Annotated in this window: 26 protein-coding genes, 1 other RNA gene and 2 pseudogenes; 14 read left to right on the top strand and 15 right to left on the bottom strand. The window is 55.5% G+C overall.

Features of this window, described 5'->3' with window-relative positions; translation table 11 throughout:
* The 9 genes from recO to rpoE form a co-directional block, all read right to left on the bottom strand.
* Positions 1 to 747, bottom strand: a complete 747-nt coding sequence (recO, locus tag ACL2XM_RS01305) for a DNA repair protein RecO (RefSeq protein WP_413732158.1) — start codon at positions 745 to 747, stop codon at positions 1 to 3.
* Between the two features lie 11 nt (positions 748 to 758).
* Positions 759 to 1,664 carry a GTPase Era gene (era, locus tag ACL2XM_RS01300; protein ID WP_410013978.1) on the bottom strand — a complete coding sequence of 302 codons (906 nt, stop codon included), beginning with the start codon at positions 1,662 to 1,664 and terminating at the stop codon, positions 759 to 761.
* Positions 1,661 to 2,341, bottom strand: a complete 681-nt coding sequence (gene rnc / locus ACL2XM_RS01295; protein ID WP_162368421.1) for a ribonuclease III — start codon at positions 2,339 to 2,341, stop codon at positions 1,661 to 1,663. Before rnc ends, era begins: the two co-directional genes overlap by 4 nt.
* 185 nt (positions 2,342 to 2,526) lie before the next feature.
* Entirely contained in the window at positions 2,527 to 3,504 is a 978-nt protein-coding gene (gene lepB, locus ACL2XM_RS01290; RefSeq protein ID WP_410013977.1) for a signal peptidase I, read from the bottom strand.
* 15 nt (positions 3,505 to 3,519) lie between these two features.
* Positions 3,520 to 5,319 (bottom strand): translation elongation factor 4, encoded by a 1,800-nt coding sequence (gene lepA, locus ACL2XM_RS01285; RefSeq protein ID WP_410013976.1) that lies wholly within the window; start codon positions 5,317 to 5,319, stop codon positions 3,520 to 3,522.
* Between the two features lie 298 nt (positions 5,320 to 5,617).
* Entirely contained in the window at positions 5,618 to 6,094 is a 477-nt protein-coding gene (gene rseC / locus ACL2XM_RS01280) for a SoxR-reducing system protein RseC (RefSeq protein ID WP_413729645.1), read from the bottom strand.
* Entirely contained in the window at positions 6,091 to 7,056 is a 966-nt protein-coding gene (rseB, locus tag ACL2XM_RS01275) for a sigma-E factor regulatory protein RseB (protein ID WP_413732156.1), read from the bottom strand. The genes rseC and rseB overlap by 4 nt, the downstream gene beginning before the upstream one ends.
* Positions 7,056 to 7,709, bottom strand: a complete 654-nt coding sequence (gene rseA, locus ACL2XM_RS01270; RefSeq protein ID WP_410013973.1) for an anti-sigma-E factor RseA — start codon at positions 7,707 to 7,709, stop codon at positions 7,056 to 7,058. The genes rseB and rseA overlap by 1 nt, the downstream gene beginning before the upstream one ends.
* Positions 7,710 to 7,737: 28 nt before the next feature.
* On the bottom strand, positions 7,738 to 8,313 hold the full coding sequence (gene rpoE / locus ACL2XM_RS01265) for an RNA polymerase sigma factor RpoE (RefSeq protein ID WP_162368415.1): 576 nt from the start codon (positions 8,311 to 8,313) through the stop codon (positions 7,738 to 7,740).
* A 422-nt stretch (positions 8,314 to 8,735) separates the two neighbouring features.
* Between rpoE and nadB the strand changes: the two genes are divergently transcribed.
* Positions 8,736 to 10,376 carry an L-aspartate oxidase gene (gene nadB, locus ACL2XM_RS01260; RefSeq protein ID WP_413732155.1) on the top strand — a complete coding sequence of 547 codons (1,641 nt, stop codon included), beginning with the start codon at positions 8,736 to 8,738 and terminating at the stop codon, positions 10,374 to 10,376.
* 32 nt (positions 10,377 to 10,408) lie between these two features.
* On the opposite strand, the gene ACL2XM_RS01255 is transcribed toward nadB, so the two are convergent.
* Positions 10,409 to 11,206 carry a tRNA1(Val) (adenine(37)-N6)-methyltransferase gene (locus ACL2XM_RS01255; protein ID WP_413721189.1) on the bottom strand — a complete coding sequence of 266 codons (798 nt, stop codon included), beginning with the start codon at positions 11,204 to 11,206 and terminating at the stop codon, positions 10,409 to 10,411.
* A 132-nt stretch (positions 11,207 to 11,338) separates the two neighbouring features.
* On the opposite strand from ACL2XM_RS01255, the gene srmB reads away from it, so the two are divergent.
* Positions 11,339 to 12,694 (top strand): ATP-dependent RNA helicase SrmB, encoded by a 1,356-nt coding sequence (gene srmB, locus ACL2XM_RS01250; protein WP_413721190.1) that lies wholly within the window; start codon positions 11,339 to 11,341, stop codon positions 12,692 to 12,694.
* Positions 12,695 to 13,060: 366 nt separating this feature from the next.
* Here srmB and grcA read toward each other — a convergent pair whose 3' ends face one another.
* The gene (gene grcA / locus ACL2XM_RS01245; RefSeq protein ID WP_410013969.1) at positions 13,061 to 13,444 is read right to left on the bottom strand and encodes an autonomous glycyl radical cofactor GrcA; all 384 of its coding nucleotides are present in this window, start codon (positions 13,442 to 13,444) and stop codon (positions 13,061 to 13,063) included.
* 339 nt (positions 13,445 to 13,783) lie between these two features.
* Here grcA and ung point away from each other — a divergent pair, with 339 nt between their 5' ends.
* Positions 13,784 to 14,467, top strand: a complete 684-nt coding sequence (gene ung / locus ACL2XM_RS01240) for a uracil-DNA glycosylase (RefSeq protein WP_410013968.1) — start codon at positions 13,784 to 13,786, stop codon at positions 14,465 to 14,467.
* 62 nt (positions 14,468 to 14,529) lie between these two features.
* On the opposite strand, the gene grpE is transcribed toward ung, so the two are convergent.
* A complete protein-coding gene (gene grpE / locus ACL2XM_RS01235; protein WP_410016750.1) occupies positions 14,530 to 15,126 on the bottom strand; it encodes a nucleotide exchange factor GrpE in 597 nt (198 codons plus the stop codon).
* Between the two features lie 123 nt (positions 15,127 to 15,249).
* Between grpE and nadK the strand changes: the two genes are divergently transcribed.
* The 3 genes from nadK to bamE all read left to right on the top strand — a co-directional run bounded on the left by nadK (position 15,250) and on the right by bamE (position 18,338).
* Positions 15,250 to 16,128, top strand: coding sequence for an NAD(+) kinase (gene nadK / locus ACL2XM_RS01230; protein ID WP_413721191.1), 879 nt, complete (start codon positions 15,250 to 15,252; stop codon positions 16,126 to 16,128).
* 87 nt (positions 16,129 to 16,215) lie between these two features.
* The gene (recN, locus tag ACL2XM_RS01225; RefSeq protein ID WP_410013966.1) at positions 16,216 to 17,877 is read left to right on the top strand and encodes a DNA repair protein RecN; all 1,662 of its coding nucleotides are present in this window, start codon (positions 16,216 to 16,218) and stop codon (positions 17,875 to 17,877) included.
* Positions 17,878 to 17,990: 113 nt separating this feature from the next.
* Positions 17,991 to 18,338: an outer membrane protein assembly factor BamE gene (bamE, locus tag ACL2XM_RS01220; protein ID WP_410013965.1), complete on the top strand. Its 348-nt coding sequence runs from the start codon at positions 17,991 to 17,993 to the stop codon at positions 18,336 to 18,338.
* Positions 18,339 to 18,514: 176 nt separating this feature from the next.
* Here the strand turns inward: bamE and ACL2XM_RS01215 are convergent, their stop codons facing one another.
* Positions 18,515 to 18,811 (bottom strand): RnfH family protein, encoded by a 297-nt coding sequence (locus ACL2XM_RS01215; protein ID WP_413721194.1) that lies wholly within the window; start codon positions 18,809 to 18,811, stop codon positions 18,515 to 18,517.
* Positions 18,801 to 19,238 (bottom strand): SRPBCC family protein, encoded by a 438-nt coding sequence (locus ACL2XM_RS01210; RefSeq protein ID WP_413721195.1) that lies wholly within the window; start codon positions 19,236 to 19,238, stop codon positions 18,801 to 18,803. The genes ACL2XM_RS01215 and ACL2XM_RS01210 overlap by 11 nt, the downstream gene beginning before the upstream one ends.
* Before the next feature lie 159 nt (positions 19,239 to 19,397).
* On the opposite strand from ACL2XM_RS01210, the gene smpB reads away from it, so the two are divergent.
* The 5 genes from smpB to ACL2XM_RS01185 all read left to right on the top strand — a co-directional run bounded on the left by smpB (position 19,398) and on the right by ACL2XM_RS01185 (position 21,743).
* Complete coding sequence (smpB, locus tag ACL2XM_RS01205) at positions 19,398 to 19,880, top strand: SsrA-binding protein SmpB (RefSeq protein ID WP_410013963.1); 483 nt, start codon at positions 19,398 to 19,400, stop codon at positions 19,878 to 19,880.
* Positions 19,881 to 19,926: 46 nt separating this feature from the next.
* Positions 19,927 to 20,309, top strand: a transfer-messenger RNA (tmRNA) gene (gene ssrA, locus ACL2XM_RS01200).
* Positions 20,310 to 20,851: 542 nt separating this feature from the next.
* Positions 20,852 to 21,103 carry a prevent-host-death protein gene (locus ACL2XM_RS01195; protein ID WP_410013962.1) on the top strand — a complete coding sequence of 84 codons (252 nt, stop codon included), beginning with the start codon at positions 20,852 to 20,854 and terminating at the stop codon, positions 21,101 to 21,103.
* Positions 21,093 to 21,377: a type II toxin-antitoxin system RelE family toxin gene (locus ACL2XM_RS01190; RefSeq protein WP_413729641.1), complete on the top strand. Its 285-nt coding sequence runs from the start codon at positions 21,093 to 21,095 to the stop codon at positions 21,375 to 21,377. Before ACL2XM_RS01195 ends, ACL2XM_RS01190 begins: the two co-directional genes overlap by 11 nt.
* A gap of 183 nt (positions 21,378 to 21,560) precedes the next feature.
* Positions 21,561 to 21,743 (top strand): hypothetical protein, encoded by a 183-nt coding sequence (locus tag ACL2XM_RS01185; protein ID WP_410016824.1) that lies wholly within the window; start codon positions 21,561 to 21,563, stop codon positions 21,741 to 21,743.
* Between the two features lie 47 nt (positions 21,744 to 21,790).
* Here ACL2XM_RS01185 and tnpB read toward each other — a convergent pair.
* Positions 21,791 to 21,898: pseudogene (gene tnpB / locus ACL2XM_RS01180) on the bottom strand (IS66 family insertion sequence element accessory protein TnpB); the annotation flags it as partial.
* Positions 21,899 to 22,006: 108 nt separating this feature from the next.
* Between tnpB and ACL2XM_RS01175 the strand changes: the two are divergent.
* From ACL2XM_RS01175 to ACL2XM_RS01165, 3 genes and pseudogenes are all read left to right on the top strand, one after another.
* A pseudogene (locus ACL2XM_RS01175) lies at positions 22,007 to 22,743 on the top strand (transposase).
* 294 nt (positions 22,744 to 23,037) lie between these two features.
* Positions 23,038 to 23,229, top strand: a complete 192-nt coding sequence (locus tag ACL2XM_RS01170; RefSeq protein ID WP_413729639.1) for a type II toxin-antitoxin system HicA family toxin — start codon at positions 23,038 to 23,040, stop codon at positions 23,227 to 23,229.
* Between the two features lie 71 nt (positions 23,230 to 23,300).
* A complete protein-coding gene (locus ACL2XM_RS01165) occupies positions 23,301 to 23,711 on the top strand; it encodes a type II toxin-antitoxin system HicB family antitoxin (protein WP_410013959.1) in 411 nt (136 codons plus the stop codon).
* The last annotated feature ends 173 nt before the right edge of the window (positions 23,712 to 23,884 follow it).

The following is a 23,884-nucleotide window of genomic DNA, read 5'->3' as shown; positions in this document are numbered from 1 at the left end:
TTAACTGGAGGGGCCGTCGTTGGGCAACGTTTTCAGCGGGGGTTTCCGGGCCATGAATTGACGAAACAGCTCGGCGCTTTTCAGCGGCTTGCCGCCCAGGTAGGGTTTGAGGGCCATGCGGGTAAAGCGTTTGGCGGCGCGCAGGGTGGCGATATCGGCGAATTCACGCGCGGCAAGCGAGCGCAGCTCGCGGCCGGTAAAGCTGTAATGATCGATGATAACGCTGGCGATAAACCCTTTTTCCTCGCGGTAACGATAGGTCATCTCATCGCTGACCGGTTCGCCGCTGCCGGCGCAGTGCAGAAAATCCACGCCGTAGCCGAGATGCCCGAGCAGGGCCAGCTCAAAGCGCCGGAGCGCGGGTTCAGGCGAGCCGCTGGCGCCGGCCAGGGTTTGCAGGCAGTGCAGGTAATCAAAAAACAGCGAGGAGTAATCGGTTTCGTGCGCCAGCACGCGGGAAAGCAGTTCGTTGGTGTAAAGGCCGCTGTAGAGCATCAGGCCGGTAAGAGGCAGTCCCATGGAGACCGGTTCGGCGCTGCGCAGGGTTTTCACCTCGCCGCGTCCGCTCCAGCGGATCAGCAACGGCGTAAACGGCTGCAGCACGCCTTTAAGGGCGGAACGCCGGGAGCGCGCCCCTTTGGCCAGGATACGCACCCGTCCGTCGTTTTCGGTAAAGAAATCCAACAGCAGGCTGGTTTCGCTATAGTGGCGTCCATGCAGGACGAATGCGCGCTGCCAGCCTTCCATCGGCGGGTTCCTCAGACGTCGTCGCCGTAACCCAGGCTTTTCAAGGCGCGTTCATCATCGGCCCAGCCGGATTTAACCTTGACCCACAGTTCGAGATGCACCTTGTTCTCGAACATGGTTTCCATATCCTGACGGGCTTCGATACCGATGGTCTTGATCTTGGCGCCGCCGTTGCCGATAACCATTTTCTTCTGGCCTTCGCGCTCCACCAGAATCAGGCCGTGGATATCATAACCGCCGCGCTCGTTGGTGATAAAACGCTCAATCTCGACCGTCACCGAATACGGCAGCTCTTCGCCCAGGAAACGCATCAGCTTTTCGCGAATGATTTCCGAGGCCATAAACCGCTGCGAGCGGTCGGTGACATATTCTTCCGGGAACTGATGTTCGCCCTCGGGCATATGCTTACGCACTATGCCCGCGAGAGTATCGACATTCATCCCGGTTTCGGCGCAAATAGGCACCACATCAAGAAAATCCATCTGCTGGCTGAGGAACGTGATATGCGGCAGCAGCTTGCTTTTGTCGGTGACGTTGTCCACTTTATTGATGGCCAGCACCACCGGGCAGTTTACGCCGCGCAGCTTGTTGACCACCATTTCATCGTCCGGCGTCCAATGGGTGCCTTCCACGACAAAAATCACCAGTTCCACGTCGCCCATGGAGCTGCTGGCGGCGCGGTTCATTAACCGGTTAATGGCGCGTTTTTCTTCAATATGCAGCCCGGGGGTGTCGACGTAGACGGCCTGGTAAGGCCCCTCGGTATGAATGCCCATAATGCGGTGGCGCGTGGTTTGCGGCTTGCGCGAGGTAATGGAGATCTTCTGCCCCAGGAACTGGTTCAGCAGGGTGGACTTGCCCACGTTAGGCCGTCCGACAATCGCCACGAATCCACAATAGGTTTTATCTTCGTTCATTCAAGCTCCAGCTCTTTCAGCGCCTGCTCGGCGGCTGACTGTTCGGCTTTACGGCGGCTTGAGCCATTGCCCACGACGGGTTCCGGCAAGCCACTGACATGGCAGTGAATAGTAAATTCCTGGTCATGCGCCTCGCCACGCACCTGAACCACCAGATAAGTCGGTAACGGCAAATGGCGCCCCTGCAAATATTCCTGCAGCCGGGTCTTCGGATCCTTTTGTTTGTCGCCGGGGCTGATTTCGTCCAGGCGGCTTTGATACCAATTGAGGATCAGGCGTTCGATATTTTCAATATCGCTATCAAGAAAAATACCGCCAATCAGCGCTTCCACCGTATCGGCTAGAATGGATTCGCGGCGAAATCCGCCGCTTTTCAATTCGCCCGGCCCCAGGCGCAGGCACTCGCCGAGTTCAAACTCGCGCGCCATCTCGGCCAGGGTATTGCCACGCACCAGCGTAGCGCGCATCCGGCTCATATCGCCTTCGTCCACCCGCGGAAAACGCAGGTACAGCGCATTGGCGATAACAAAACTCAATATGGAATCCCCCAGGAATTCCAGCCGTTCGTTATGTTTGCTGCTGGCGCTTCGGTGTGTCAGGGCCTGTAACAAAAGCTCATGCTGTTGAAAAGTGTAGCCCAGTTTTTTCTGGAGCCTGTTTATTAAGATGGGATTCATGCGTTACCAATAACTCAACCATGCGTCAAATAACTACAGCAGACGGAACAGGCCTGTCGGGACAATACCGGATCAAAGCTGTTTCGTGTGCAGTGGCCCCCGAATCGGGGGCCAGTCTTTATTGCCAGAAGGGGGTATTCTACAACGGGAAGCATAATAATGCTTCGCTTAAAAAACGTATTTGATTAATGTATTGCACCAATCCGCCGTAAACGCACGCCGGTGGGCCATTGGCCTTCTTGTTTTTCAAAACTCATCCAAATCGCGGTCGCTTTGCCAACCAGGTTTTTTTCCGGAACAAATCCCCAGAAACGGCTGTCGGCGCTGTCGTCGCGATTATCGCCCATCATAAAATACTGCCCGTCCGGTACCGACCATTCCGCCAGTTGCTGATTGCGCTGGTGGTAATACATTCCCACCTGATCCTGCTGGCCCGGCACCGTCAGGATATGGTGCGTCACGTTGCCCAGGGTCTCGGTGCGCTCCGCCAGGCGGATGCCGCCGTCCACCTGCTGATCGGGCGGGACCTGCAGGAAGCCGGTGGCGGACTCGCCGCTGCCGGTGGAATCAAAGGTCTGGACAAAATCGCTCGGCGCCATGTCGCTATAAGTCACCGCTAATGCGCTGGAACAGGACGAATTATTGGCGCAGCCCGGCTGTACCGTCACGCTTTTGTTCAGGGGATCGTAAATAATCCGATCGCCCGGTAAACCAATCACCCGTTTAATATAATCCAGCTTGGGATCGGGCGGATATTTAAATACCACGATGTCCCCGCGCTGCGGATGACCGGTCGGTATCAGCGTCGTCTGGGTAATGGGATTTTTGATGCCATAGGCAAATTTTTCCACCAGGATAAAATCCCCCACCAGCAGCGTCGGCATCATGGAACCGGAAGGAATTTGAAACGGCTCGTAAATAAATGATCGTACAATAAATACCACCAATAATACCGGGAATATGGAACCGCAGGTTTCAACCCAGCCCGGCTGTTTGGCCTTTTTCAGCAAGGCCTTGTTCTGCGCCGCGTCACCTTCCGCGGCCGTGCTTAACTGCGCCTGCCTGATGCGGCGCGCCGGTGCCAGTTTAAATCGATCCACGCACCAGATAATGCCGGTTATCAAGGTGGCTATTGCCAGGATCAGGGCAAACATATTTGCCATGCCAACTCCTTTGGGTTATTTACTGTCTTTGCCAACGTGCAGGATCGCCAGGAACGCTTCCTGCGGGAGCTCGACGTTCCCCACCTGCTTCATGCGCTTCTTGCCTTCTTTCTGTTTTTGCAGCAATTTCTTTTTACGGCTGACATCGCCGCCGTAACATTTCGCCAGGACATTCTTACGTAATTGCTTAATGGTGGAACGGGCAATAATGTGATTGCCGATGGCGGCCTGAATGGCGATATCGAACTGTTGGCGCGGGATCAGCTCCTGCATTTTTTCCACAATATCGCGGCCGCGGCGCTGGGAATTGTCGCGGTGGGTGATCAGGGCCAGGGCATCCACCCGTTCGCCGTTGATCAGAATATCCACCCGCACCATGTCCGAGGTCTGGAATCGCTTAAAACCGTAGTCCAGCGAGGCGTAGCCGCGCGAAGTGGATTTCAGCCGGTCGAAGAAGTCCAGCACCACCTCCGACATGGGAATGTCATAGGTCAACGCCACCTGGTTGCCGTGATAGACCATATTGGTCTGCATACCGCGTTTCTCGATGCACAAGGTGATCACATTGCCCAGGAACTCCTGCGGCAACAGCATGTGGCATTCGGCGATAGGCTCGCGCAGCTCGAGGATATTATTCAGCGGCGGCAGCTTGGACGGGCTGTCGACGTAAATGGTCTGGTTATCGGTGGTCACGACTTCGTAGATTACCGTGGGCGCGGTGGTGATAAGCTCCAGGTCGTATTCGCGTTCCAGCCGTTCCTGGATGATCTCCATATGCAGCAGGCCGAGGAAGCCGCAGCGAAAACCAAAACCCAGGGCGGTGGAGCTTTCCGGCTCGTAGAATAACGAGGCATCGTTGAGGCTGAGTTTGCCCAGCGCGTCGCGGAACGCCTCATAGTCGTCGGAGCTGATGGTGAACATGCCCGCATACACCTGCGGTTTGACCTTTTTAAAGCCCGGCAGCGCCTTATCGGCGGGCTGGCGGGCCAGGGTCAGGGTATCGCCCACCGGCGCGCCCAGGATATCCTTGATGGCGCACACCAGCCAGCCCACCTCGCCGCACCTGAGAATATCGCGATCGATGCGTTTGGGGGTGAATATGCCCACCCGGTCGGCGTTATAAGTCAGGCCGGTGCTCATCACCTTGATTTTGTCGCCCTTGCGCAGGGTGCCATTTTTCACCCGCACCAGCGACACCACGCCCAGATAGTTATCAAACCAGGAATCGATAATCAGCGCCTGCAGGGGCGCTTCCGCGTCGCCCTGCGGAGGCGGGATATCGCGCACCAGCCGCTCCAGCAGTTCGGGGATGCCCACGCCGGTCTTGGCCGAACAGCGCACCGCGTCGGTGGCGTCGATGCCGACGATATCCTCGATTTCCTGTGCTACCCGGTCGGGATCGGCGGCGGGTAAATCGATTTTGTTCAGAACCGGCACCACTTCCAGATTCATTTCCATGGCGGTATAGCAGTTGGCCAGGGTCTGCGCTTCCACGCCCTGCCCCGCGTCCACCACCAGCAGCGCGCCTTCGCAGGCGGCCAGGGAACGGGAAACCTCATAGGAAAAATCCACATGGCCCGGCGTGTCGATAAAATTAAGATGATAAATCTGGCCGTCGTTGGCTTTGTAGTCGAGCGTTACGCTCTGGGCCTTGATGGTAATGCCGCGTTCACGCTCCAGGTCCATGGAATCCAGGACCTGGGCTTCCATTTCACGTTCCGCCAGGCCGCCGCAGGTCTGGATCAGCCGGTCGGATAGGGTCGACTTACCATGGTCGATATGGGCAATAATGGAGAAATTACGAATGTTCTTCATTTATAAGGAATTTTCTCGGGTATTTTTGATAAAAAATAGGACAATGGGCACGGACGTGGGCACAAGTACAAACCACCCGTGAAAATATGGAGGCATCTTACACTGAAAGGACAAATCATTAAAGGTGGGCGCTGTTAGCATCGATGACAGCCCCCTTCCCGCATCGCCGAGCCATGCCCGCGATCCCTCGCGCTACTCAAGATTGCCATCGGCGAAGATCATCAGGCGCAATGACGTCGGCTTTAATCATGGTATGGAGTGGCATAAGTAGTAATGGGGGCCGCAAGGCCAGACGGCCTTAGTCCCTGGATGGGGTTTCACGGCGGAGATAAAACGAGGACGGCGGCAGCGCGACTTGCAAAATCACCGGCTGGTATTCGCGATCGTTGCCGATGCGCCGGGCAAAAAACCGCGCCAGCATAAACCCGCCGACACCGCCCATAAGCCCGCCGCAGGCCGCGGCGAGGTCGGTATTAAACCAGCCTTGCATAATGGCCGCGCAACCGATCAGGCCCACCAGCGGCAGCATATAGACCAGCAGCGCCGAACGGATCAGGCTGGCCTCGGTGATGCCGACTTCCACCCGCTGTCCCGGCACCAGCGGATGCTTGCTTTCCACCTTCAGCTGATGCGCTGAGTCAGCCCCCATTTTATTGAGGATGCTGGTGCCGCAACTGCTGCTGGAGTGGCAGCTGCCGCAGCCGGAACGCTGTTCGCAGCGCAGTTGCGCCACACCCTGCTGCCAGGAGATAACCGTCGCCCATTCTTTGATCATGGTTGCGCCTTAAATAAAACGCCGTCGGCAATGCGTTTGGCGGTAGCCGGAGGCAATTCGCCGACAACGGTAATGTCTTTATTGTCGCGGACCTCGGTGTGTATGGTGCGCCGGCCGGTGCGGATAAACCGCTCCGCGTCGCCCTGCTGCGCCTGCGAGACATTTACCGAGAAACTGAACAATCCGTCGGTAAACAGCCTGGTCTCGATAGGCACGTTAATGCCGGGCAATGTACGGCGGCTGCGCGAGACTTCACTCACGCCCGCCGGCAGCCAGTTGGTCGTCCAGTCAAACTCCGCTTTCTCCGAGGCGGGCATAGCCAGCAGCGGCGGCAGGTTGACCGTTTCCAGACCTTGCATCAGGGACTGCACCTGCGGATCCACGATAAACGAGATCACGCGAAACTGTTCAAGCGCCTCGCCGTCGCGATCGAGCAGATCGGCGCGCAGCGGCAATTTGGTGGCGGCGTCAATCCACAGCACATAACCAAATCGTGTGCCGTCCCGCGCCACAACCCGTACCACGTCGCACAGACGATCGGTAACCCGGGTGCGGCCGACAGGAATAAAATCGTAGAATTGGGCCAGGCGTTCAAAATCAGCGTAAACGATAGAAGGGAGGGAATCAACGATATGATCGCCGGCCAGCGTAAAAGGCTCCAGACCAGGCTCGAAAAAGCTGATCTCGTTATCACGCTGTAAGATTTCGCGGCGGGGACCGTCCATTTGCAGCAGCTGGGCCAGGCGATGTTTTTGATACACCGCGTGACGAAAGCGTAAGGAGTCGACACCCTGCTTGCTGACGCTGACAAAAGCAAACTCATAATTCAATGACTGGCTGGCCTGGCTCATCTGCTGCAACAACGCCCCGGGCGCCATGGCCGGCGTATCGGCGGCGGTCGCGCTGAAGGAAAAGAGCAGGCTGCCTGTCATTAAACACACAGCACACCAAAATGGCTTCATTACTGCGGTTGCATTCCTAAAGACTGGGTACCAGGCACCTGTACCGCGGCCTGCTGGGTTTCATGCTGGTCGAATTGCAGCTGCGTGGAGTGAACCCGACGCTGCAGTTCATAATCCTGCAATATGGCGTTGATACGCTTGCGCTGTTCCTGCACCTGCTGCTGGGAACCGTTATCAGCGGTGTTGGTCGCCGAAGGCACGCCCAGGCTGACCGGAGACGCCTGGCCCATCATCGGCAGCGTATTGAACACCGGCGCTTCCGGCTGGGTATCGTTGTTGACCGGCTGGTTATAGTGTTGCACGCCCACAATCACCGCCAGCGACACGCACGCGGCCAGGCCGATTTGCGTAATCTGCGCGGCCCAGGGACGGGCTTTATGCCAGAACGGCAGCTTGTGCCAGGTCTCGGGCTGCGGCTGCGATTCCTTGACCGCATCGGGCACCAGGCGGACCGGCTCACGGGCGATAGCCTGCGCGACGCGGTCGGCGATATCGAGATGTAGCGTCGCGCCGATGTCCCCGCGCAGGGTATCGCGAATCAGATGATACCGTTGCCAGCTTTGTTGTAACTTATCATCCCTGGATAATTCGTTGAGCAGTTCGTTATCGAACGACTCCCCATCCATAAGAGCGGAAAGCTTTTCGTTATGCATGCGTGGGTACCTTCTCCTGCCGCCATCGTTATCGCTGAATCAGCGGTTGAATTTTGTTGTCAATAGCTTCGCGCGCACGGAAGATTCGCGATCTTACCGTTCCCACCGGGCAATCCATGATGGACGCTATCTCTTCATAGCTCAGGCCATCCAGTTCCCGAAGCGTGATTGCCATACGCAAATCTTCGGGAAGCCCTTCGATAGTGCGAAACACTATCTGTCGCAACTCTTCAGACAACATTAAATTCTCAGGGTTCGATATTTCTTTCAACGCGCCGGCACTTTCATAATTTTCGGCGTCGTTGGCGTCCACATCGCTTGACGGTGGGCGCCGGCCCTGAGCAACCAGATAATTTTTAGCCGTGTTAACAGCGATACGATACAACCATGTATAAAAAGCGCTATCCCCCCGAAATGACTCGAGGGCGCGATAAGCTTTGATAAACGATTCCTGGGCCACATCCGGCACATCCCCCTGGGGAACATATCGGGATACCAGGCTCGCCACTTTGTGCTGGTAACGAACGACCAGTAAATTGAACGCTTTTTGGTCGCCTTTTTGTACCCGTTCAACCAGCACCTGATCCGTTAACTGCTCGCTCATCCGAGGTAAATTCTCCTCAAATTTATCTCCACGCGAAAAATAGTACCGCCAGCCTCTAAACCCATAACACGAGCAAGCTCCCGTTTGGAGTTTACGCTATACATAAAGTTCCGTCCCGCCTGTCTTTTTTGTTAAATGTAATCGGGGACGGATCTCGGCGCGCCAGCACGTTGGCCGGGAAGCAGTCAGACTATCATGAAATAAAGTTTTATAGTGTCAGAATCCTGAAATCACTCTGCCGAAGCGGCACGTTTACGCCCGGCACCCTATTGAAAGCGCAGGGTACCGTGAAATCCTCCGGATGTCAGTAAACATGCGTAAATACCCCCACGGGTAAAATATCAGCAATTAGCGGTTCAGCCCTAAATCATACAGTGCTAACATCGGAAAACTATTATTTCTGGCAGGGTAACCACCCCATTATGCAACCTTTAACTGAACATGTAACCGACGTGCTGGTCATTGGCAGCGGCGCCGCCGGTCTTTCACTGGCGCTGCGTCTCGCGGGACATTGTAAGGTCATGGTTTTAAGCAAGGGCCCGCTTAACGAAGGATCAACCTATTATGCCCAGGGCGGGATCGCGGCGGTGTTCGATGAAACCGATACTATCGCCTCCCACGTCGAGGATACGCTGATCGCCGGCGCCGGCCTGTGCGATCGCGAGGCGGTGGAATTCATCGCCGGCAACGCCCGTCATTGCGTACAGTGGCTGATAGACCAGGGCGTGTTGTTCGATACGGAATCCGGCACTGGCACCGGCGGCGTGGAAACGGAACACCATGCCGGCACGTCTCCCGATGAGCGCTATCACCTGACCCGCGAGGGCGGCCATAGCCACCGGCGCATCCTGCACGCCGCGGACGCCACCGGCAAAGAGGTGGAAACCACCCTGGTTTCCCAGGCGGCCAATCATCCCAATATCCATATTATGGAACGCTGCAACGCGGTGGATGTGATCAGTTCCAATAAAATCGGCCTGCCCGGCACCCGGCGCGTGGTCGGCGCCTATATCTGGAACCGCGAAAAGGAACGCGTGGAAACCTGCCGGGCCAAAGCCGTGGTGCTGGCTACCGGCGGCACCTCGAAGGTTTATCAGTACACCACCAATCCCGATATTTCGTCTGGCGACGGCATCGCCATGGCCTGGCGCGCCGGTTGCCGGGTGGCCAATCTGGAATTCAACCAATTCCACCCCACCTGCCTGTTCCATCCCCAGGCGCGTAATTTCCTGCTTACCGAGGCGCTGCGCGGCGAGGGCGCCTACCTGAAACGTCCGGACGGCTCGCGCTTTATGCCCGATTTCGACGAGCGCGCCGAGCTGGCGCCGCGCGATATCGTGGCCCGCGCCATCGACCATGAAATGAAGCGCCTGGGCGCCGACTGCATGTACCTGGATATCAGCCATAAGCCCGCGGACTTTATCCGCCAGCATTTCCCGATGATTTACCAAAAATTGCTGACGCTGGATATCGATCTGACCAAAGAGCCGATTCCCATCGTGCCGGCGGCACACTATACCTGCGGCGGCGTAATGGTGGATCAGCACGGGCGCACCGATCTCGACGGACTCTACGCCATCGGCGAAGTGAGTTATACCGGCCTGCACGGCGCCAATCGCCTGGCGTCCAATTCCTTGCTGGAATGCCTGGTCTACGGCTGGTCGGCCTCGGAGGATATCCGCACGCGCCTGCCGGCCATCAAGCTGGCCAAACAGCTGCCGGCCTGGGATGAGAGCCGGGTGGACAACTCCGACGAGGAGGTGGTGCTACAGCATAACTGGCACGAGCTGCGGCTGTTTATGTGGGATTACGTGGGCATCGTGCGCACCACCAAACGCCTGGAGCGCGCCCTGCATCGCATTAACCTGCTGCAGCGGGAAATCGACGAGTACTATTCCAACTTCCGTATCTCGAATAACCTGCTGGAAGTGCGCAACCTGACCCAGGTGGCCGAGCTTATCGTCAAGAGCGCCATGCTGCGTAAAGAAAGCCGGGGCCTGCATTACACCCTGGATTATCCGGAAATGGCCACCAACCCGCAGCCGACCATCCTGCATCCCTGATCCATGGCAAACCGGCGGCCCGCCCGCCGGTCCTACCCTGCCGGCCGGGATAAATAAAACCCGTCGGTCAGTGCGCGATAGGCGGCGGAATAAGCGCCGTCGCCAGCGCGCAGCGCCAATGTCGTATACGTCAGTTCTCCCGCCTGCGGCGAAAAGCCCAGCAGCACCCGATGACAGGGTTTTCCCGCGCGATCGGCCACGTCGGTGCGATAACGCAAATGCCAGCCCCCGCGCTGCGCCATGGCGATGACCTCTTCGCCGGTAGCGGTCGGCAATACCAGCGTCAACAGGCCGTCGCGGGCCACCAGCCGCCGCGCGGCATCCAGCAGGCGCCGGTGGGTCAGGGTCGCCGTGTAACGCGCCTTATCGCGCTCAGCGCTTCTGGTGGCCAAACCGACCGGAAAATAAGGCGGATTGCTGACGATCAGCCCATATCCCGCCCCGGGATCCTCTTTCCCGCCGCGTTGCGCGGAAAACCCCGGCGTCGCCTGCGGCGCAAAGTCCAGTATATCGCCGTTAAAAATGCGCAAGCGGGACGACCACGGGCTGGCGGCGAAATTTTCCCCCGCCTGTCCGGCGGCGGCGGGGTCCAGCTCGACGGCGTCAATGCGCACGCCAGGGTCCGCGCGCTGCGCCACCATCAGAGCGATCAGGCCGCAGCCGGCGCCGATATCCAGCACCCGCCGCGCCGTGCCCAGGGGCGTCCAGGCCCCCAGCAGCACGCCGTCGGTCCCCACTTTCATTGCGCAACGGTCGTGGGCGACAAAAAATTGCCTGAAGGTAAAACCGTCCCGGCGCAGCGGCATAGTCTGTTTTAACGATTCGATCATTATTAGGCTCTTTGGGACATATCGGGGTACTTTATGGCAAACCGGCCGCGGATGAAATCATCCGTTTGCGCGGAAACAGATGAAGATTATCCGCGATCCGTCTATAATCTGCGCCCCAACCAGAGGTAGACCATGACTGTAACCCAATTTTCCGAACTCGACCTGCATGAAAGCCTGATCGCCGCACTGCGCGATAAAGGTTACGAGCGCCCCACCGCCATTCAGTCCGAAGCGATCCCGCCGGCGATGGACGGGCGCGACGTATTGGGTTCGGCGCCTACCGGTACCGGCAAGACCGCCGCCTATCTGTTACCGGTATTGCAGCACCTGCTTGATTTCCCCCGCCGGAAATCCGGCCCGCCGCGGGTACTGATTATCACCCCTACCCGCGAGCTGGCCATGCAGGTGGCGGAACAGGCCAAGGAACTCGCCGCGCATACGCACCTGGACATCGCCACCATCACCGGCGGCGTGGCGTTTATGAATCATGCCATCGTATTCAGCGACAACCAGGATATCGTGGTGGCCACCACCGGCCGGCTGCTGCAATATATCAAGGAAGAAAATTTTGACTGCCGCGCGGTGGAAACGCTGATCCTGGATGAAGCGGATCGCATGCTGGAAATGGGTTTTGCGCAGGATGTGGAGCTGATCGCCGCCGAAACCCGCTGGCGCAAGCAGACCCTGTTGTTTTCCGCCACCCTGGAGGGCAACGCGGTCAAGGATTTCGCCGAGCGGCTGCTAAACGATCCGGTGGAAATCGACGCATCGCCCTCACGGCGCGAGCGTAAAAAGATCACCCAATGGTATTATCGCGCCGACGATATCAAGCATAAAACCGCCCTGCTGGCCCATCTGCTCAAACTGCCGGACGTGACCAAGGCTATCGTTTTCGTACGCAAACGCGAGCGGGTGCATGAACTGGTCGGCTGGCTGCACGCGGCCGGCATCGCCACATGCTATCTGGAAGGCGAAATGGTGCAGGCCAAACGCAATGAAGCCATCAACCGCATGACCGACGGGCGGATGAACGTGCTGGTGGCGACGGACGTGGCGGCGCGCGGCCTGGATATCGACGATATCAGCCATGTCATCAACTTCGATTTGCCGACCACCGCCGACGTCTACCTGCACCGTATCGGCCGTACCGCCCGCGCCGGACGCAAAGGCTCGGCCATTTCTCTGGTGGAGGCGCACGATCATCTGCTGTTGGGTAAAATCAGCCGCTACCTGAACGAGCCGCTGAAAGCGCGGGTGGTGGATGAACTGCGTCCCGTCACCCGTGCGCCGGCCGAAAAAACCACCGGCAAACCTTCGAAAAAAGTGCTGGCCAAACGCAAAGAGAAAAAAGAGCTGAGCCAGATGAAGGACAAGGTTAAGGTCAAGGTGCGTTTACGCGATAAGCGCAATATCGGCAAACGCCGGGCGCCAAAATCGGCCGCGGAGGATGCGGCGGCGGCCGTTACGCCAAAACCGCATGATGAATAAACCATCACGCGCCCTGAAAAGCCGCCCGCACGGGCGGCTTTTTTGTCGCCTTAGGGGTAAGTTTCAACGCCTTAAGCCATTTTTCGCCTAAATCAGCTAATTTCCGGCTGAAAGCTGCGCGCGCCACAAACAAGCGCGGCGTAAATGAATGAAAAAAACAATTTATTTCATTAGGTTAAAGATAGTTTTGCCATAAAATGGCATTGGTCAAAATAGGCGCAGGGGGTGAATATTCATATTTTGATCCAGACGGGAATTCAGCATTTCTAAACGCAACATATTGATTTTAATACAGGGTTTTTGCCGTGCGGAAATAGCGGAAATCAAAAAGGGAGCCTAGGCTCCCTTTTATACACCGCGACGCCGTTAAAGGGCGGCGGTAAAGGTACGGGTAATGACATCGCGCTGCTGTTCAGGCGTCAGCGAGTTAAAACGCACGGCATAGCCCGAGACACGGATGGTCAGCTGCGGATATTTGTCCGGGTTGGCCACGGCGTCTTCCAGGGTTTCACGGGTCAGCACGTTGACATTCAGATGCTGGCCGCCTTCCACGCGTACGGTTTCCTTGGCTTCCAGCGGAATTTGACGGTATTCGATATTGCCCAGTTCACTTAAGGCAACGACCTGATCGTCGGCGTAGCCGGCAACGGCACACAGGCAACGGGCCTGTTCAATGCTGTTATCCAGCAGCCAGAAAGAGTTAACCAATGCTTTGTTGTCGGCCTTGGTGATTTGAGTTCCGATAATCATAGAATGTCTCCATGGTGTGGCTACAAAATCTGCCCGTCGTCGTCCGGTAGGCTACCGGCTGCTTGGGTATTTGGTAAAACCAATTTGTCTAACTGACTGTATACCAGCCAATCGGCATCGTTTCCTTGATTTAAATCAATTTATCCGTAGTAAAGAAACGCATCAAAAAGTCATGTTTTTGTTTTATATCAATTTTTGAGTTATTTATCACTTTCACTAATTTAACTTTTTTTTAAGCTTTATTTATTTTGTTGGCGTGCCCCTGGCGGCGGAAAAGATTCCGCCTGCGGACATAAGCCGGTAAGCTAACGCCAGTCGCCAATCCACATGGAGCGTACCATGACACAAAGTCCAACCTGGCGGGATGCGCTCGCCGAAGAGAAGACCAAGCCCTATTTCCAGCAAACGCTGAACTTCGTCGCCAGCGAGCGGGCGGCGGGCAAGATTATCTATCCCCCGCAAAAAGACGTATTCAACGCGTTCCGCTTCACCGAACTTGCCGCGGTAAAGGTGGTGATACTGGGGCAAGATCCCTACCACGGCCCCAACCAGGCGCACGGCCTGTCCTTTTCCGTCCGGCCGGGCGTGCCCGCCCCGCCCTCGCTGGTCAATATCTACAAAGAGCTGGCCAATGATATTCCGGGTTTTACCAAACCGGAGCACGGCTGCCTGCAAAGCTGGGCCGGGCAAGGCGTGATGCTGCTCAATACCGTGCTTACCGTCGAGGCGGGCAAGGCCCATTCCCACGCCAGCCTGGGCTGGGAAACCTTTACCGATAAAGTGATTGCCGTGCTGAACGAGCAGCGCGAGGGGATCGTCTTTATGCTGTGGGGATCGCACGCGCAAAAAAAAGGCACGATTATCGACCCGCAACGCCATCATATTCTGAAAGCGCCGCATCCGTCGCCGCTGTCGGCGCACCGGGGTTTCTTAGGCTGCGGGCATTTCTCCAGGGCCAACGCCCTGTTGGCACAGCAGGGAAAACCGGAGATTGACTGGCAACCGCGGTTGCCGTCGGAATAACTGGGGGAACAGGGAATGGGCCGGTTATCGGGCTCGACGACCGGCTCGCGGGCGCGGAAATCCTACGCCTTGGCTTTCGATACCGCCACCATGGCGGGACGCAGCAGGCGGCCGTTCAGGGTGTAGCCTTTTTGCATAATCATCATGACATGGTTTGGCTCGTGCTCATCGGATTCCAGCATGGTCATGGCCTGGTGCACCGCGGGATCGAACGGCACATGGGTCTGGTCGACCACGGCGATGCCGTACTTGCGCACCACGTCCAGCAGCGACTTCAGGGTCAGTTCGATGCCTTCGATAAGCGGGGTCAGCTCGCTATTGTTTTTATCGGCCATATCCAGGCCGCGTTCCAGATTGTCAATCACCGGCAGCAGTTCGCCGGCAAATTTTTCCAGGGCGAATTTATGGGCTTTTTCCACATCCAGCTCGGTGCGGCGACGAAGATTTTCCATTTCCGCCTTGGCGCGCAGCAGGCTGTCGCGCTCGCGCTGCTGCAATTCTTCCAGCTTGGCTTCCAGACTGGCGATACGCTCATCGCGCGGATCCACGACGTTCTCCGTCTCGGGCGCCGCGTCCATCCGCTGCCCGGCATCCATCTCATCCGTGGTAATGTCTTGTGAGACTTGCTCGTCAGGTATCTTCTGTTCTTTACTACTCATCATGAGTTCTCCGCGTTTTAGCCTTTTAGTCTTGCTACTCCGCTTATTATGGGGATGAATAGCAGGTATTCAAGGGATGTCGCATAATGTAGTCAGCAAAACACGGCGAGGAAAAGCAAATACATGAACACCCCTTTCAAAAGCATCGGCATTGTCGGCCATCCGCGTCATCCCAACGCCCTGGCCACGCACGAGATGTTGTACCACTGGCTGATCGGGCAGGGACATGAGGTGATCATGGAGCAGCACATCGCCCGCGACCTTGATCTTACCGGCGCTATTACCGGCAGCCTGGCGGATATCGGCCAGCGGGCCGATCTGGCGGTGGTGGTGGGCGGCGACGGCAATATGCTGGGCTCGGCGCGCATCCTGGCGCGGTACGATATTAAAGTCATCGGCATCAACCGCGGCAATCTGGGCTTTCTTACCGATCTCGATCCCGATTCCGCGCTGCAGCAGCTTACGGACGTGCTGGCGGGCAATTACCGCTGCGAACAGCGTTTTTTACTGGAGGCCCAGGTCTGCCGGGGCAATGAATGCGGACGGCTCAGCACCGCCATCAACGAAGTGGTGCTCCATCCTGGAAAGGTGGCGCATATGATTGAATTTGAAGTGTATATCGACGATAGCTTCGCCTTTTCGCAGCGTTCCGACGGCCTGATCATCGCCACGCCGACCGGTTCCACCGCCTATTCCCTCTCCGCCGGCGGCCCGATCCTGACCCCGCCCCTAGACGCCATCGTCCTGGTGCCGATGTTTCCGCATACCCTGTCCTCCCGGCCGCTGGTTATCAACGGCAGCAGCACCATCCGGCTGAAATTTTCCCAGGCCAGCAGCGAACTGGAGATCAGCTGCGACAGCCAGATCGCGCTGCCGATACAGGAGGGCGAGGAAATTTTTATCCGGCGCAGCGAATATCACCTGGATCTGGTCCATCCCCATGATTACAACTATTTCAATACGCTCAGCACCAAGCTCGGCTGGTCGAAAAAATTATTCTGAAAATCAGCATTCGTTTCTTTACTGTATATAAAACCAGTTTATACTGTGTTTAACCACAGCTGTGTTTTTATATACAGGAAACGTATCATGCTGGCTCAACTGACCATTGCTAACTTTGCGATCGTGCGCGAGTTGACGATTGATTTTCAATCGGGAATGAGCGTTATCACCGGCGAAACCGGGGCGGGCAAATCCATTGCCATCGATGCCCTCGGTTTGTGCCTCGGCAGCCGTTCCGACGCAGGCATGGTGCGCCCCGGCGCCCCCAGGGCGGATATCTGCGCGCGTTTCGCCCTCGGCGACGCCCCGCTGGCAGCGCGGTGGCTGGCGGACAATGAGCTGGATAACGGCAATGAATGCCTGCTGCGGCGCGTGGTCGGCCATGACGGGCGCTCGCGGGGGTTTATCAACGGCATGCCGGCGCCCTTATCGCAGTTGCGCGAGCTGGGCCATCACCTGATCCAGATCCACGGCCAGCATGCCCACCAGTTGCTGCTGCGTCCCGACTATCAAAAACAGCTGCTCGACGCCTATGCGGATGAACAAGCGCTGCGGCAATCCATGGCCGGCGCTTATCGGCAATGGCACCAGAGCTGCCTGGATCTGGCCGCGTTCCGCCAGCACGCCTCGGAGCGCGAGGCCAGGCGCGAATTATTGCAGTACCAGTTAAAGGAGCTGAACGATTTTATCCCGGCGGACGGCGAATTCGAGCAAATCGATCAGGAATACAAGCGGCTGGCCAACAGCGGCCAGTTGATCACCACCACCCGCCAGGCGCTTGAGATGCTCAGCGAGGGCGAGGACCAGACCCTGCTTGGCCAGCTGTACGCCGTCCAGCAGCGGGTAGGCGAACTGGTGGGCATGGACGGCGCGCTTTCCCCGGTAATGGATCTGCTGGAAGAAGCCTCAATCCAGCTGACCGAGGCCGCGGAGGAGCTGCGCCATTACGGCGATCGGCTCGACCTGGACCCGGCGCGGCTGTATGAGCTGGAACAGCGGCTGTCCCGCCAGATCTCCCTGGCGCGCAAGCATCATGTGAAACCGGAAGACCTGCCGCTGTTTTATCAGCAGTTGCTGCAAGAACAACAGTTGCTGGAGCAGCACGACACCGACGCCCAGGCGCTGGTCGAGACAGTGGCGCAGCACCACCTCCAGGCGGTGCAAACCGCGCGGCGGCTGCATGAAAAACGCGTGCATCATGCCACTGAACTTTCCGCCCTGATTACCCGCAGTATCCGCGAGCTGTCCCTGCCGCACGGCAGGTTGGAAATCACAACGCATTTCGATGCCGAACAGCTGAGCGCCGAAGGGGCGGATCGTATCGAATTCCTGGTCACCACCAACCCCGGCCAGCCCTTGCAGCCGTTGGCGAAAGTGGCCTCCGGCGGCGAATTATCGCGCATCGGCCTGGCGATACAGGTGATTACCGCCCGCAAGATGGATACCCCGGCGCTGATTTTTGATGAAGTGGATGTGGGCATTAGTGGCCCCACCGCCGCAATTGTGGGTAAAATGCTGCGTCGGCTGGGCGAATCCACCCAGGTGATGTGCGTAACCCACTTGCCCCAGGTTGCGGGCTCCGGTCACCATCACTTTTTTGTCAGCAAAAATACCGACGGTAACGAGACCGAAACCCAAATGATCGCCCTGGACAAAAAAGCCCGCCTGCAAGAGCTGGCGCGCCTGTTGGGCGGGAGCGAGGTCACCAAAAATACGCTGGCAAACGCTAAAGAACTGCTCGCAGCTTAGAAAAGGCTAACTTTTTTACGTTCCCGTGGTCATAGATGGGCCTTGTAGAGGTTCCCAATGTCGGCAAGGTCTATTATCATCGGCATCCTATGCCTAAAAGGAATGTGATTATTATGAGCTGTAAGACGTTGACCGCTGCTGCCGTCGTTCTCCTGATGTTAACCGCCGGTTGCTCCACGCTTGAAAGATTGGTCTACCGCCCGGACATTAACCAGGGAAACTATCTGACAGCAACTGACGTAGCTAAAATTCATACCGGCATGACCAAGCAGCAGGTGGCGTATATCCTGGGCACGCCAATGATGCAGGATCCGTTCGGCAGCAGTACCTGGTTTTATGTGTTCCGCCGCCAGCCCGGTCATCAGCCTGTCACGCAACAAACGCTTACCCTGACCTTTAACAACACCGGCACCCTGACCAATATCGATAACCGGCCGTCATTGGATACCCCGCGCGGGTAAATCAGCGGTAAAAAGCCGAACTGAAGCGAAGCGGCAACGCCTGGCGAAGTAATCCCAGCGCAGGCGGCACAGCGGTAAAACGGGGCAATGCGAAGTTAACACGCTTGAGAGGGCAACGGGCCGGGCGCCTGGGGTATATTACCTACACTGCCGGCCCCCGTCGTCCCGCGCACCCTCTACTTTTTTGTGCGTTCCGCGCGCTGGCGGCGCAGCTCCTTGGGATCAATCAGCAGCGGGCGGTAAATTTCCACGCGATCGCCGTCATTGAGCCGATCGCTTAATTTGGCCGGGCGACTAAAGATACCGACCTTATTCTTGTCCAGATCGATATCGTGCCGTATTGCCAGAAGGCCCGAGGCCTGTATCGCCTGCTCAAGCGTACTGCCCGCAGCCAGCACCAACTGCCGCAGGTATTGCCGCTCAGGCAGCGCATACACCACTTCCACGCGGATATCCGCAGCTTCAGGCGGCACGGTAAACCTCTTTTGCCCGCTGGGTGAATGCCTGGACCATGTTATTCGCCATCTCTTTAAAAATTGGCCCGAACGCCAGCTCGATTAGCCGGTTCTTAAACTCAAAGCTCATTTCGAATTCGACCTTGCACGCCTCGGGACTCAGCGTGGTAAAACGCCAGTCGCCGGCAAACGAGCGGAACGGCCCTTCCACCAGGCGCATTACGATGCTTTCGTTGTCGGTGATGACATTACGGGTCCTGAATGTTTTGCTGATGCCCGCTTTGGAAACATCCATCTCGGCGGTCAGTTCGTTTCCTTCCTTGGCCAGCACGCGGCTGCCGGTGCATCCGGGAATAAACTCCGGATAAGCGCGAATATCATTGACCAAGGCAAACATTTGCTCCGCGCTGTAGGGCACTAACGCGGAACGACTGATATGAGGCATAAGGGTTCCTGTCTTGACGATCATTGCTTAATATTATCATTTATCTGTCTTGAGACAAAAAGTGTTGGCGCCCGTTTGTCTTAAAAAGCATCAATACCGCAAGGTAACGTAAGGAAAGCATTTTATTCCCGCCCATAAAACTGTATAATATTTAGTATCATGACAAAGAAAAAAGCTTACAAACCCGGTTCAGCCACCATTGCGCAAAACAAGCGCGCCCGACATGAATATTTCATCGAGGAAGAGTTCGAAGCCGGACTCGCGTTGCAGGGATGGGAAGTCAAATCGCTCCGTGCCGGCAAGGCCAACATCAGCGATAGCTATGTGCTGCTTAAAGATGGCGAAGCCTTCTTATTTGGCGCCACCTTCCAGCCGCTTATGGCCGCCTCGTCGCATGTGGTATGCGACCCTATGCGCACGCGTAAACTTCTGCTCAACAAGCGTGAGTTAAGCTCGCTGTTCGGCCGGGTGAACCGCGAGGGCTACACCGTGGTCGCCCTGTCGCTGTACTGGAAAAACGCCTGGACCAAGGTCAAGATTGGCGTCGCCAAGGGTAAAAAAGATTTCGATAAGCGTGAGGATGTCAAATCCCGCGAATGGCAAGTCGATAAAGCACGCATTATGAAGAACGCCAACCGTTAAGATTTGCCGCGCTATTGAATTTTTGCTATAATGAAATTAACAACTTGGGGCTGATTCTGGATTCGACGGGATTTGTGAAACCCAAGGTGCATGCCGAGGTGAGGTAGGCCTCGTTAAACAGCCTCAAAAAAAATAATTGCAAACGACTCGCAATACGAACCCGCTGCTTTAGCAGCTTAATCAGTCTAAACCACTGATGGTTCCCTCTCTCCCTAGCCTCCGCTCTTAGGACGGGGATCAAGAGAGGTCAAACCCAAAAGAGCTCGCGTAGAGATCCTGCCTGGGGTCAAAGCGTCAAATCTAATCAGGCTAGTTTGTTAGTAGCGTGTCCATCCGCAGCTAACTGGCGAATGTAATGATTGGACTAAGCATGTAGTACCGAGGATGTAATAATTCCGGACGGGGGTTCAAATCCCCCCAGCTCCACCAATAAAAACAAAGGGTTGCGCGCAAGCGCGACCCTTTCTCTTTTGGATTGGCGGCAAAATGGCGACAGGCTAGTAACGGATGTAAAGCAAACCAGCTGATAAGGCCACACCTTGGCATGCAACCAATCTTGTTCCGGGAGAGATGCCCCTTACCATTGCCCGGTTGCCCCATAGAGGGACAATTTCTTGCCGTGTAATCACCCGCAAGAAACAATAAAACTCAAAGTTTTAGTTATTCCTATTCATGATTCACACCCGTTGTGTGACCCATGCCAGGGCTATTTTATTTCGTCGTTTTATGGCTTTCTCATGAGCATCAAATATTTTTTGAACGGTTTAGCATCACCTTTCAGATAGGCCTCCCCGCCCACAAATATATCCATCACCCCTGATTACTTAACACTATGTTATATATTAATAAAAAATGAAAAGACTGAACAGTATTACGTCAATCTTTCCGCGTGGGACCCACGTAACACTGTTGCTACCCTTTTAACTTAGTGCTAAATTTAGTATCAAATATCATACTAAAAAGGACTCGTTATGTCGGTACAACCTATCCTTGCCAATGTGTCGGTGAGTATCAGCGATTTTAAAAAGTCACCTAATGGCGCCCTGAAAGAGGCCCACGGCCAACCGGTGGCAGTGTTGACCAACGGACATATCTCCGGTTACTACATTTCACCGGAAACATGGGAAGCCATGGTGGATTATCAGGAAGATATCGAGCTTGGCAAGATCGCCCGTTCACGGATGAAAGGTAAGCGCGTTAAGGTCAAGCTGGATGAGCTATGAGTTGGAGTTTGAAGAGCATGCTCTTAAGGAGTTTAAAAAACTGGGCGCGCCGTTACGGGAGCAGTTCAAAAAGAAGTTAAAAGAGATTTTGGTCAATCCCCATATTCCCGCCAATCGGCTCAGCGGCATGCCTGATTGTTATAAAATCAAGCTCAGGTCTGCCGGGTATCGGTTGGTTTACCAGGCGATCGATGAACAGGTGATTGTGCTGGTGCTGGCCGTGGGCAAACGCGACCGCTCGGAAGTTTATAACGCCGCTAAAGCCTGGCTATAACCGGGTGGCATGTGCTGGAACAACGGTTCAAAATCTGACCACATAATCCCATCACTTTTCCGCATTGGTATACGTTTAGGTATATCCTAAAATCTGAATTGCAACTTAATCCATTTATACCAATGCATTACGTTGAAAATGCAGATTCCCCCGGCGCTGAAGCCAGATTGAAAGAGATAACATATGAACGCTAAACGCCTGCCGCCAACCAAAACCCATGACGAAATGGTCACTGAGTGGATGGGGCAACCGGAATTCAAGGCTGAATACGAAAAACCGGATCGGGAATGCGCCCTACTTGATGAGCGGTTGGCCGCACGCAAAAAAGCCGGCCTCGCCCAAGCGCAAATCGCTGAGCGAATGTGAACCAAAACAACGGCTATTACACGGTTGGAACGCGGTTTAGCCTCCGGTACCCAATTGCCGCGTTTGCCCCGGAAGACGAAGACATGGCCGGACAACGGATCTTCCCGGAGGGCGGATACGACTTTGGCGGCGAGGCCCTGGAATCCCTTTCTCATATCAGTGTGGCCGGCAACCAGCCAGATACTGTAAGTATCCCTGCCAAACGGACCATTCACCTTTAGAGAGCTTCCGGCATACTGATTATGTCCCGAGAGGAGATCGCCATGCGTAAAGCCCGATTCACCGAACACCAGATCATCGCCGTTCTGAACTCAGTCGAAGCCAGACGCAGCGTTAAAGATGTCTGCCGCGAAGCCGGTATCGCTGAAGCCAGCTACTACAATTGGAAAGCGAAGTTTGGCGGCATGGAAGCCTCTAATATCAAAAAGATGAAAGATCTTGAGGATGAAAACCGTAGCCTGAAACAGATGTTTGCCGATCTCAGTCTGGAAAACCGGGCGTTAAAAGATGTCATCGAAAAAATGTATGGTTCGCCCCCGTTTTGCAAGCATACGATGATAAAAGCTGTTTGCGTTAATGTATCCGGCCTCTCGCAAGTCAGCTGCTTTTGGCAGCAAGGCCATGATGGGATAAGCGCGTCGTTAGAGTGCTGGATCGGATAGTGGCAAATCGCGGATATCCGCTGAAACTGCGGATGGATAACGGTCCGGAACTGATATCGCTGGCGCAATGGGCGGAAGAACATGGCGTGATACTGGAATTTATCAGGCCGGGCAAGCGGACACAGAATGCGTTTATCGAACGGTCGAACCGGACGTACCGGACAGAAATACTGGATTTTTATCTGTTCAGGACACTGAATGAAGTACGGGAAATCACAGAGTGCTGACTGACTGAATATAACAGCGAGCGGCCTCATGAATCGCTGAATAACCTGACGCCGGAAGAGTACCGGCTGATGGCTGAAAATCCGGAAATCTCAAAAAGTGTGTGGGACTAAAACCGGTGTGCTTACAGTTTCAGCCCTATCTCAGAAATGAGCCGCAATCGCCTAACCACCTGACTGACCCTGATCCCGGATTAGTGACCCAAACCCCAGAAGAAATTTCAAGCCACAATATTGTCGAGGTAGGTGCGGGACTATGGTGGCTGATTGTTAGATTTAACAGATAGTCCAACAAGGAATGGCCACCCGGAGGCAGTATTGTTAAAAGTGGTTATTATACCCACTATCATATTGACTCATATTTTTTCTGTGGGTACTATACCCACAGAGGGACAAAATGGAGTCAGGATGGAAAGCGCTAAGTTAATCAAGCTATTGATAAATGATGGATGGATAGCAAGGAAACAAAAAGCAAGCAGTCATATCACGCTTGAAAAGGAGGGAGTAAGGGAAATCATCACCCTTCCCCACCCAAGGAAAGAAATCTCAAAAGGAGTTCTAAGACAAGTAAAGAAGATTTCGGGGCTAAAGGTCATTTAACAGAAAGGACGGCGCAAGCTGCCTTTAATAGCGCTTTCACCCTTAGTATAGTAAGTCATGCGAGGTACTTAATGATCTATCCAGTTTTCATTTTCGGAACTAAAAGCGGTGAATATGACGGTTATTTCCCCGATATTCCCGGTTGTTTTTTTGCCGGAGATACATTGGAAGAAGCCGTTCGCGACGCAGAAAAAGCATTCGGTATACATGCTGAAGCCCTAACAGAGCGCGGCGAGCACGTTCCCGCCCCTACTGATCCCTCAGCCTATATTCACGATGATCGCCTGTCAGAGGATGACGGCTTCCTAGGCTTTGTTGAGCTCGATCCGACAAAGTACGAAACCAAAGCCGTTAAATTTAATCTCACTATGCCCGGCAATCTCATTACGGCCATCGACCGTTATATTGAGACAAACGGGCATTACAAAAACCGTTCGGCGTTTCTTGCGGAGTTGGCCCGCAAGGAAATTGCGAGGAATTGATTGATATGGCCTCTAGCGGGGCCAATCTTGTTTACACCTACAGAGATTTTCGCTGAAGCCCCCTTATTCCCATGAAAGCACGTTTAACCGGGAACGGACGACGTTGACGTCGCCTTTGGCCTTGTTCCTTCGCGCCGTCGCACAGCATTAGACAATCATGTAAGTTCGGCCAT

The sequence above is a fragment of the Sodalis sp. RH20 genome, assembly GCF_047324205.1.
GTDB lineage: Bacteria > Pseudomonadota > Gammaproteobacteria > Enterobacterales > Enterobacteriaceae > Acerihabitans.
The sequence above is the reverse complement of the archived record's forward strand: the minus strand, read 5'-3'. Positions and strand labels throughout refer to the sequence as shown.